Annotated in this window: 6 protein-coding genes; 4 read left to right on the top strand and 2 right to left on the bottom strand. The window is 62.1% G+C overall.

Going from position 1 to position 9,921, the window contains the following annotated elements:
- Positions 1 to 755: hypothetical protein (locus ABDV69_RS18795; protein ID WP_343577097.1), on the top strand; the 755-nt coding region annotated here is incomplete at its 5' end.
- A 605-nt stretch (positions 756 to 1,360) separates the two neighbouring features.
- Here ABDV69_RS18795 and ABDV69_RS18790 read toward each other — a convergent pair.
- Complete coding sequence (locus ABDV69_RS18790) at positions 1,361 to 3,265, bottom strand: hypothetical protein (RefSeq protein ID WP_343577095.1); 1,905 nt, start codon at positions 3,263 to 3,265, stop codon at positions 1,361 to 1,363.
- 351 nt (positions 3,266 to 3,616) lie between these two features.
- Between ABDV69_RS18790 and ABDV69_RS18785 the strand changes: the two genes are divergently transcribed.
- Positions 3,617 to 4,201: a CAAX protease gene (locus ABDV69_RS18785; RefSeq protein WP_343577094.1), complete on the top strand. Its 585-nt coding sequence runs from the start codon at positions 3,617 to 3,619 to the stop codon at positions 4,199 to 4,201.
- A gap of 115 nt (positions 4,202 to 4,316) precedes the next feature.
- On the opposite strand, the gene ABDV69_RS18780 is transcribed toward ABDV69_RS18785, so the two are convergent.
- Positions 4,317 to 5,879 carry a hypothetical protein gene (locus tag ABDV69_RS18780; RefSeq protein WP_343577092.1) on the bottom strand — a complete coding sequence of 521 codons (1,563 nt, stop codon included), beginning with the start codon at positions 5,877 to 5,879 and terminating at the stop codon, positions 4,317 to 4,319.
- 330 nt (positions 5,880 to 6,209) lie between these two features.
- On the opposite strand from ABDV69_RS18780, the gene ABDV69_RS18775 reads away from it, so the two are divergent.
- Both ABDV69_RS18775 and ABDV69_RS18770 read left to right on the top strand, forming a co-directional pair.
- Positions 6,210 to 8,648 (top strand): type I restriction-modification system subunit M, encoded by a 2,439-nt coding sequence (locus ABDV69_RS18775; RefSeq protein WP_343577091.1) that lies wholly within the window; start codon positions 6,210 to 6,212, stop codon positions 8,646 to 8,648.
- Positions 8,645 to 9,859 carry a restriction endonuclease subunit S gene (locus tag ABDV69_RS18770; RefSeq protein WP_343577090.1) on the top strand — a complete coding sequence of 405 codons (1,215 nt, stop codon included), beginning with the start codon at positions 8,645 to 8,647 and terminating at the stop codon, positions 9,857 to 9,859. Before ABDV69_RS18775 ends, ABDV69_RS18770 begins: the two co-directional genes overlap by 4 nt.
- Positions 9,860 to 9,921 lie beyond the last annotated feature (62 nt).

Here is a 9,921-nt window from a genome sequence, read left to right as displayed (position 1 = left end):
TCGTCGCACCCGACGGGGCCAGCGTCAAGCGGCATATGGTGTTGTTACGCAAGCGCTTTCAGCGCGAGTATGGCGAACCGGCCCGCTACATCTGGAAGCTGGAGTTTCAGCGGCGCGGTGCTCCGCACATCCATCTGTGGATGGCACCGCCGATGCCACCAGGACGGTCAGGCCGACGCTTCGCTCAATGGCTGTCCGAAACGTGGGCTCGGATTGTCGACCATCCTGATGCTGAGCAGAAGGCGCGGCACCGGCTCGCCGGCACCGCTATCGATGTGCGCAACGGGCTGAAAGCCTGCGACCCCAAACGGTTGGCGATCTACTTCACTAAGCACTCTTCACCAAACATGAATGGTGACAAGGAATACCAACACATTGTGCCTGAATTGTGGCAGCGGCCTGGCTGTGGACCTGGCCGATTCTGGGGTGTCTACGGCCTCAAAAAGGCTATTGCGGTTGTGGAGGTCGCTCAGGGCACGTACCTGGCTGTCCGCCGGATCGTGCGACGCTGGTCACGTAGCCAAGCGATCTACGGCGATCCCGCCAGCAGCTTCCCGACTGCCGTCGTGCCACGCACGGCCTCTCGGCTGGTCCCCCGTGTTGATCAGAACACCGGTGTCGTAACTCATCGGAGGATGCGACGAAGGCGAGCCTTCTGCAACCAAGGCGGCCTGGCCGGCGGATACGCGCTTGTGAATGACGGTCCGGCTTTTGCATCTAACCTTGCCGCGGCATTGTCGGCGGCGGGTCTGTAAGTGAAGCCAGCCGACCTCACCATTGCCCACCACGCGAAAGTCGGGTTGGTCGCCGGAAAGTTCTTTCGTTCGGCCGTCGAAGTCGCCGGTTTCGGGCCTTAGAGTTGCGACCATGGTTACCCCTCCTCTCGCACTCCGGACGTCATCGGGACGCCCGCCGGCGTGGCAACGCTGGGTGCTCAACGCGATGTACAACTTCGATCGATACACGATCGAAGACTGGCTGGGTCTGATGAGAGACCATCTCCAGCGACCCGGCGGTGCCACCCCGATGCGGACCGCTCGTTACACCGTTGATGTCTTGGGCCACGTTAGGGCGCTCACATTGGCGACCGCGAGCCTTGCGTCACATGGCGATCCCGCAGCTCGCTCTCAATTGGCCGACGCCGCCCTCGACCTGAGGAGCGCTCTTGACAGACTTCACGAAGCGCGAGATGAGCTGCTGAAAGCCGCTGGCGCCGAACGCGTTAGGGATACTGATTAGGTGCGCCGTCCGCCATCTGCAATCCGCCAAACGACACAACGGCAACGCGTCGAGGATGTCGATGCGGGACGGTCTCCTCAGCGCTGTCCTAGCGTCCGAATCAACCGGGGCGCAGGTGAGTTCAGCGCGGGGCAGGGATGTTGAGGCTGATCGCGTCGTCGGCCTGCTCAAGAGATGAGTCCACGTTTGCGATGGAGACGAGAGATACCTGGCCGGCGAGGGTAAATGTTCCGCCGCGCCGGTGTTTGCGTCGGAACCGATTCCACTTGGGCCAGACGGACGAGTGCGCCGTCATCACCGCGTCAACACACCTCACCCATCCCCGCTGCGTGAGCGCGTTCGCCAATGCGCTGATGACCTCGTCCAAGACACCCGTCGTGGGCTTGTGCGCCTCCAGCCCAGCTTCTTGTCGGGTGTAGAAGTCGTTGAGTGCCTCGCACGAATATCCGATGAGGGTGCGTGTATCTTCCTCGGCCGCCGTGATTTGCAGGATACTGAGACGAGCGAGGAGGTAGGCGCCGAGGGCGTCGGCCTCGGCGGCCGCCAACGCCCCTGCCGAGTGCATGTCTGCTCGTGTCCGCGCGTAGTGATGAAACGCTGCCGGGTCTGTAAGGATGTCGGCGACCATCAGCATGTCGGTGAGGGACACGACCCAAGTCGGGCGGTTGACGCCCCCCGCAACCGCCAACCCGCCAGAAGCAAATGGATCGATGCGCTCGAACGTGACGATGACCGCAGTGCCGCCGGTTACGTCTCCCGGCAGCAGCTCGACCGGCCGCCCGTTCTCAGTGGGCGCGAACGACCGGCCGCCCTCATCGAGGATGTAAGTCAGGGCACGGTCGATCTGGTCGAGCGCCTTGCCGAGGATCTCCTTGACCTTCGTATCGACTCGGCCGGGGGCGCCTCGCCGTCCAGACTCAGTCAGTGCGATCGCCTTGGCCTCCACGACCAGGGGCCACTCCGCGCAGACGAGGGAATCGACCTCGCCTCGGTCTCCGGAAGCGAGCGCGTAGTGCTGCGTCGAGTAGACGTTCGAGGTCCCGAACACCTTCTTCAACGCGCCGGCGACCAAGCGTTCGTGCGCGTCCTGGCGGTGCTTGTGGTACTTCTGCGGGTCGAAGCCGTTACGTTTGGGTTCCACCGCGAGGCGCTGGTGGATGACAGCTGACAACGACCACGGGTCCGGAACGAGGTATGTCCCGTCGTCGAGTTTGATGCAGGGATGGGTACGTGCCCGGTTTTGGTCGCCGGGCGCCCGGAACTCCGGTTGGCAGCCGTACTCGGTCGAGAAGAAGTCCAACGTCGCAGTAATTTGCTCCACGGCGATGCCGGTGCTGGCCGCGACGTCGTCGGGATCCCACAGCGTGGCCCCGTTGAGCGCCTTGAGCCACGCCTCTCCAGCCGCGGCATTCTGCGCGCCGCTGTTTAGTGCGGCGGCCACTGCGTCGTGCGCCGCCCTGAACGCCTGGTTCAACGATCGGGTGTGCCGCCGAGTAGCCCGAATCACGTCCGCGGGGTCGAAGCCGAGTCCGGCTTTGTAGTAGTCGCGGTGTCGTCCGAACACCTCGGCGTCGACCTGTTCGAGATGTACCGCGTAGCCGGGCATCCGGTCCGCCTGGTACTCCAACTTCAGCTGCTGGAGCAGAAGTTCACGGTCCCCGTCGTCGGTGTCGGCATTCTCGATGGACGCGGTGATCATGCGTAACTGGTCGGCTTCGAAGATCTCGCTGATCAGTTGCCCCACACGTTGCATGACCTCGTGCGGGGTGTCCGCGTCGCCAGCAGGATCCACGGACAGGGCGACACCTACCAGGTACTCGACCTTCGCTGCCCACGTCGATGTCGAATCTCCGTCGGCGAGGCTCTCCCTTCCGGTGAACGCGACCATCATGGCCGGCACCACAAGCGAGTTGATGAGCTGGGTGAGGTCCCTGCCGGTCATCAGATCGCGAAGCTCTTCGATCAGCGCAGGCAAGGCCTCGGGATCGAACGGCCGATTCTGCGGGAATCCACCAAGCCTGGCCACATCGTGATCGTAGGTGCGGCTCTTCGTTGTCGGCTCGTAGCTTTCGGTCGCGCCGGTAATCATGCGAGTGTCGGACGATTGCCGTTAAGTCTCACGCCGCATCCCGACGACGCCTTGATCACCGCATTCAGAAACAAAGAACCCGGGTCGGCCGCGAGGGTCGAATACCGGGCTCTTCTGAATTCTCAACCAGAACATCCTTGGGGATGCAACTCTGGCCTTTGTGTAAAGCAGTCTACACGGCCGCCATGTCGACCAGCAACGCCGTGATTGACTGCCTGCATGGCGGTGCCGTACGGGCCTTGGGTCGAGAGCTGGTTGAGCTCCGAACGGTTCGCAACGTACCTGAGAATGGCCGGCCACGACAGGTCGCGTGCCCTGGCACTGTACGAATGGAGCACCAGCCTGAACGCTGCCCTGCTGCACGACTTCGCCCACCTGGAGGTCGGACTGCGAAACATGTACGACACCGCCCTAATGGGAGCGGTCGTGGTTGGCGACACCCACTGGCTCGACAGCACTTCGGCCGATTATCTATTCCCCCGAAGCGTGGCCGGGAACGCGCGAACGCACCGCGACATCGCCACGGCGCGTGACAACGCTGGCGGGAACGCGGCGCCGGCAGGCAAGGTGATTGCCGAGCTAACGTTCGGGTTCTGGGTCTTTCTAACGTCACGTCGGCACGAACCTCTCGTCTGGCTGCCCCACTTGGCACACGCCTACCCCAGCGGAACCCGCCGCGCGCAACTGCACAACGGTTTGAGCGACCTGCTGAAGGCTCGCAACCGGGTTGCGCACCATGAGCCGGCGACCGCCCGTTCCGGACGAGAGATCATCCGTCGAATCCGCGGTCACGCCAGATACATATCGGCGGAGCTTGCCCAACACATCGACGCAACGAGCACCGTCGAAATCATCATTCGGGGCCGCCCGTAGCCCCTGCGTCGAAGCGAGAGTCAAGCAACCTTTCGTCGGAGTTCACGCGGGCTGGGCATTCAGAGACGATCCCCGGTCACACTGACCGCCAGACGGCCTCTCGGTTAGGTGGCAGTTACGCCGGTTGCCACCCGAACAGCACCTCATAGAGCACCGCGCGCTCAGGCGGCAGCGGCTCGGTCTCACCCGACTGAGCCTGGACACACCCGAGAAGAGGGCTCGTCGCCGACGCCGTCTTCGGCTTGTTCCGCACGATCAGCTTGGTGAACGCCTCGACGAGCGCGAGACCGGCACTCATGAGCGTGAAGCCGGCGGTTGCGAGGTCCGCGACAGTCGCCGGTGTTCCGAATATCTCTGTGGGATCGGCGCGCCACACCCCGAGCGAATCGTAGTGCTCTTGCGTCATCCGGTCGTTGGCTCCGGGTAGGAGTTCGGGCATCGCGTCCAGGTTCAAGGCGATGTTCACCGAGTTGCCGTAGCTGCGGCCGGGGTGCTGGTGGACGGGCAAGATGCCGTCGTGAATGTGGTTGCGGAGCACCTTGCACACACCTGCGTACACGTGGAGTCGTTTCACGTCGGCCATGGCAGCGGCATCAGCGTCGTACTGCTTCTCCAGGTGGTCGGTGACGTAACCTGCCGCATCCAGCGAGAAGCGGAACTTCTTCGGGTCACGCGTGGGGTCGACCAGCAGCGGGAACCGTCGCCCGTAAATGTCGAACGCCGCTGCGAGGTAGAGCAACTGGCGGTCGAATGCTTCCGCGGCCGTCTCGATCAGGTCGGCTCGCCGCTTGCCGTTCACGGGGTTGGAGAGCGCAGCGATCATGTGGTCGAAGGCCCGCGCGGCGCGGGCCAGCCGGACTCGAATCGACTTAAGTGCGGCGACAGTATCAACGTCTCCTACGCGAGCGGCGATGGTCGGTAAGCAGTCAAAGTAGGGCATGTTCGATACCACGCCCCAGTCGTAGAAGTTCTCGATGGTGGCGGTGGACTCCGTCTTCTCCCACGTACCGCCGCCAACCAGCCCGCCGCGTTGTACGTCCACGACAGGGTTGGCCGTCATCCGCAGGTAGTGCCCAATCAGGGCGACCGCCTCGTCTGGCGTGACGCTGGCGACCACGTCGTTGTCCGCAACGTCGACTCGACCAACAGTCGGCGCCGACGTCACGATGGCGTCGATGCCCACTGCGGCCGCAGCGGCGGCGTACGCAGCCGCATGGTGTCGCTGCTCCAAGGTCAGCGGTTCTGCGTCGGCAGGTGCGGTCTGAGCGTCGAGCTGCTGATAGACGTCGAAGAAGTGGGCGGTGCCCCGGGACCACTCGCGCTCGGACTCCGTGACGACACTGAACTGCACTGTGTCGAGCAGTCGCCCGGCGGTCTCGACCGAAGCGAACCCGATTTGGCGAACGACCGGATCGCCGAGCGCGGCAGTCCACGCGACGGGCACCTGCTGGTCTGCCGGCACCAGCAGCTGGACCTCGATCTCGTCTCGCGTGAGGTAACCGGTCAGGAGCCCGTCCGGTGGCGCCGGCACCGTGGTGACATCGACCCCCAAGCGCAGCGGACGTGTCGCCGGTCGAAGCGGGAACAGAGGCGGAAGTTTCTCGTCGTCTCTGATGGGCGGACGCACATATCGCAAAAATCGCCGGTTGGGCTGCCCGTCGGGGATGTCGATCGTCACGGCGTGATCGTCCCACCGGTCACTGACACCGCAGAGTTGATTTCGTCGGAGCGGGCCCGAGGCGCTTACCTCGACAGCCTGGGTTCGACCGTCCGGAGCACGGCAGACTCCGCCTCCAGGTGGGGAATCTGAAGCTCATGTGAGCTACGTTGTCGCGAAGCCCCACGACCGTGTGCTGGGACAATCGGCTGCCGCGGTGATAGTGGCTCCGTTTGCCCTGGTCCGGCTCACCGCCCCCTGGCATGCTTACAGCGCGGCGAAGACGAGTACGCAGAAGTCCCGCCAATATGGTCATCGCAGGTGCCTGCACACACGACTAGAAAGGTTTCCGTGGCGCTCAAGAAATCGGACCTCTACTCATCCCTGTGGGCAAGTTGCGACCAGCTTCGTGGCGGCATGGATGCCAGCCAGTACAAGGACTACATCCTGACGTTGCTGTTTGTGAAGTACGTGTCCGACAAGGCCAAGAGCGACGCGAACAGCCTCATCGAGGTACCCGCTGGTGGCTCCTTCGACGACATGCTCGCAGCCAAGGGCGACAAGGAAATCGGCGACCGCTTCAACAAGATTATCGCCCACCTCGCCGAGGCCAACGACCTGCGCAACGTCATCGACCAGGCCGATTTCAACGACGAGGAAAAGCTCGGCAAAGGCAAGGAGATGCAGGACCGCCTCTCCAAGCTGGTCACGATCTTCAACGACCTCGACTTCCAAGGCTCACGCGCCGAGGGCGATGACCTGCTCGGCGACGCCTACGAGTACCTGATGCGCCACTTCGCCACCGAGTCCGGCAAGAGCAAGGGGCAGTTCTACACCCCGGCCGAGGTCTCGCGCGTCCTCGCGAAGGTCGTCGGCATCGGACCGGGCACTCGCCAGGACCTAACCGTCTACGACCCGGCGTGTGGCTCGGGCTCGCTGCTGCTGAAGGCTGCCGCCGAGGCGCCGCACCACATGTCGATTTACGGCCAGGAGAAGGACAACGCCACCTGGGCGCTGTCCAAGATGAACATGATCTTGCACGATCAGGCAGGATTCGCCGAGATCGCCAAGGGCAACACCTTGACCAGCCCGCATTTCCTCGTGGCGAATCAGCTGAAGACGTTCGACTTCGTGGTTATGAACCCGCCGTTTTCAGACAAGGCGTGGAACAACGGGCTCGAGAATGACTACGGCCGCTTCGACTACGGTCGACCACCGGAGAAGAACGGCGACTACGCCTTCCTGCTCCACGCCCTCAAGTCACTCAAGAGCACTGGTAAGGCAGCGATCATCTTGCCGCACGGCGTACTGTTCCGCGGCAGCGCCGAAGCGACCATCCGCCGCAACCTGCTCAAACACGGCTTCATCAAAGGAGTTATCGGCCTGCCGGCAAATCTGTTCTACGGCACTGGCATTCCGGCGTGCGTGGTGATCCTCGACAAGGAGAACGCCCAGGCGCGCACCGGCGTCTTTATGATCGACGCCTCCAAGGGCTTCATGAAGGACGGCAACAAGAACCGCCTGCGCAGCCAGGACCTCCACAAGATAGTCGACACCTTCACTAAGCAGATCGAGATTGACCGCTACTCACGCATGGTGCCGATGAGCGAGATCGCCGATGCGAAAAACGACTACAACCTCAACATCCCGCGCTACATCGACTCGTCCGAACCCGAGGACCTGCAAGACCTCAGCGCCCACCTCCACGGCGGCATCCCCGACCGCGACCTCGACGCACTCCAACCCTACTGGGATGCTTTTCCGCAGCTGCGCTGCCAGATCTTCACACCGAACCGCGCCGACTACAGCGATCTGGCCATTGATATCAGCGCAGTGCAGCAAGCGGTCTTCGACGCACCTGGCTTTCACAAACTGCGTGACGAGGCCACCGGCATCGTCGAGGACTGGTTCGCCACGCACCGCGACACGCTCGCCGGTATCACCGCCGACACCAAGCCGAACGAGGTGATCGCGACCATCGGCGACGACCTGCTGGCGCGCTTCAAGCCGATGCCACTGCTCGACGAGTACGACGTCTACGAACAGCTCATGACCTACTGGCACGACACCATGCACGACGACGTTTATCTCCTCATGGCAGATGGTTGGCTCAACGCTGCCAAACCGCGCAAGGCATTCGAGGATAAGGAACGCAAGCTCACCGAGACCCCCGATCTGATTGTCGGATCTGGCCGGAGCGCCACCAAGTACAAGATGGACCTCATCCCGCCGGCACTGATCGTCGCGCGCTACTTCGCCGACGACCAGGCCAAGGTCGACGACCTTGCCGCAGCATTCGAAACTGCATCAGCAGCCGTTACCGAACACGCCGAGGAACACGGAGTCGATGAGGCACTGCTCTCCGATACAACCAACGACAAGGGCGCATACACCAAGAAACTGCTGACTGCTGCAATCAAGACTGCCAAAGCAACGCACGATGACGAGACACTCTCCTGCGCCAACGAAGCGCTCAAACTGCTCAACGCCGAAGCCGCTGCCAAAAAAGCAGTCAAGGACGCCCAGGACAAGCTTGACCTCGCCACGCTTACGAAGTACGGGGACCTGACCGAGGAGGAGGTCAAGGCGCTTGTACTCGAAGACAAGTGGCGCGCGGTCGTCGTGCACCGTGGCGCAGGTGAGGTTGATGACTTGACGCTTGATCTTGTCGCGCGCATTCAGCAGCTTGGCGAGCGTTACGCGGCGACCGTCGATGATCTCGACGCCGAGCTTGATCGACTCGAAGACAAGGTTGCAGCACACCTTGCCGATATGGGAGTTGAGGCATGAATGCGACGTGGGCTACGTCAACTGTAGGCGAACAATTCGACGTACAGCTTGGCAAGATGCTCGACGCAGCCAAGAATGTTGGTGTCCCGAAGCCATATCTTGGGAACCGGGCTGTTCAGTGGGGACGGGTCGATGTTTCAGCCTGCGGCGTTGTCCCGATGACCCGCTCAGATCTCCAGCGCTATCGCCTGCGGAACGGTGACCTCCTCGTTTGTGAGGGCGGTGATGTTGGACGAGGGGCAATCTGGCGAAACGAATTGCCTGAGTGTTACTACCAGAAGGCACTTCATCGGCTACGCGCAAAGAACGGATACGATGCTCGGCTAATGCTGGCGTTCCTCGCGCATTGGTCCTCAACATGCGCTTTCGCCGACTTTGTAACTCAAACCAGCATTGCTCACCTCCCGCGTGAAAAGTTTGTCCGAATGCCGCTGCCATTGCCGTCTAAAGCAGAACAACGTCGGATTGGTGACGTACTTCAGGATGCAGATGACCTGATCGCGACCCTTCAACGCCTCATCGCCAAGAAGCAGGCGATTAAGCAGGGCATGATGCAGCAGCTCCTGACCGGCCGCACCCGCCTGCCAGGGTTCAATCAGGATTGGGCCGATCTTCGAGCCGGAGATCTCGGAACATTCACAGGAGGCAGCGGGTTCGCGCCCCGCTACCAGGGGGCTATGTCTGGGCAGATCCCGTTTTTCAAAGTGTCAGACATGAACAACGATGGCAATGAGCTGTTCATGCGACGGGCTAATAACTACGTCACCGAGTCCCAGAGGAAGTCGATGGGTGCCGTACTCATGCCCCCCAAAGCCATTGTGTTCGCCAAGGTCGGAGCCGCAGTGTTTCTCGAGCGTAAGCGAATCCTGACAGCGCCAAGTTGCATTGATAACAACATGGCAGCCTACTGCGTAGACAAAAGTCGTGTCGACGTGCGCTTCATGCACTACTTTTTGTCAGCATTCCCGATCAGTTCGCTCGTTACGACTGGGGCACTGCCGTCGTTAAACGGCGGGCAACTCCGGTCGATCCCGATCTCGCTGCCAAACGAGGTCGACGAGCAGCGCGCCATTGCAGCCGCTTTGGCCGGTTCCGACGCCGAGATCGACGCGCTATCGGCACGTCTTGCTAAGGCGCGTGACATCAAGATCGGCATGATGCAGCAGCTTCTCACTGGTCGCGTGCGCCTGTCTGCAGCGGCCGCGTCATGAACACCGAGTGGGCAATCGAGCAGCTCGCCGATTTTATAAAGGCCACCACAGTGACCTATGTT

Origin of the sequence: Mycobacterium sp., assembly GCF_039583785.1 — a bacterium.
Taxonomy (GTDB): Bacteria; Actinomycetota; Actinomycetes; order Mycobacteriales; family Mycobacteriaceae; genus Mycobacterium.
This window is presented reverse-complemented; position numbering and strand designations above follow the sequence as displayed.

Excerpts from the sequence above, each read along its gene's own strand:
- ABDV69_RS18770 (WP_343577090.1), top strand. The coding sequence starts at position 8,645 with ATGAATGCGACGTGGGCTACGTCAACTGTAGGCGAACAATTCGACGTA.
- ABDV69_RS18785 (WP_343577094.1), top strand. The coding sequence starts at position 3,617 with ATGGCCGGCCACGACAGGTCGCGTGCCCTGGCACTGTACGAATGGAGC.